The sequence below is a fragment of the Acinetobacter sp. AL9 genome (genome assembly GCF_041464035.1).
GTDB classification, from domain to species: domain Bacteria; phylum Pseudomonadota; class Gammaproteobacteria; order Pseudomonadales; family Moraxellaceae; genus Acinetobacter; species Acinetobacter towneri.
This window is the reverse complement of record NZ_JAYFSK010000168.1, coordinates 1-495: the sequence shown is the minus strand read 5'-3', so window position 1 is coordinate 495 and position 495 is coordinate 1. Positions and strand designations below refer to the sequence as shown.

The window sequence follows — 495 nt, the reverse complement described above, 5'->3', positions numbered from 1 at the left end:
ACCCGATCCTGCCGGGTGAATCCTTCTTGTGGATTTTCCGGATCTTCATGTTGCTGGCGATCGTGCTGCACATTTGGTCGGCGATTCGCGTTAACAAGCAGCGCAACATTGGAACCGGTGGCGCTGGCCGTTACTCGGTTAAGAAGAACCTCTCGCCGGAGAATTCCTATGCTGCCCGCACGATGTTCTGGGGTGGCTGGATCATCTTCCTATTCCTCATCCTCCACCTGCTGCAGTTCACCATTAGCCCTGACTTGCTCAATAACCCGCCCACCGATGCAGCTGGACGCGCAGGGATGGTACTTCCGGCCTTCAGCCACTGGTGGTTCGTGCTCATTTACCTCATCGCCATGATCGCGGTGTGCATGCACGTCTCCCACGGTTTCTGGAGTGCCTTTGCGACCCTCGGCGTCAACGTCTCTGGTACCGCTCGCGCTGTGCTGCGCGTGTGTTCCTGGATCGTCGCCATCGTGATCTTCGTGGGCTTCATGACTC

At 57.6% G+C, this 495-nt stretch carries 1 protein-coding gene; it reads left to right on the top strand.

All coding sequences use genetic code 11. The features are described 5' to 3' along the window. Positions 1–495, top strand: a 495-nt coding sequence (locus tag ACEO2X_RS14145) for a hypothetical protein (RefSeq protein WP_371972183.1), incomplete at both ends; no start/stop codon positions are given.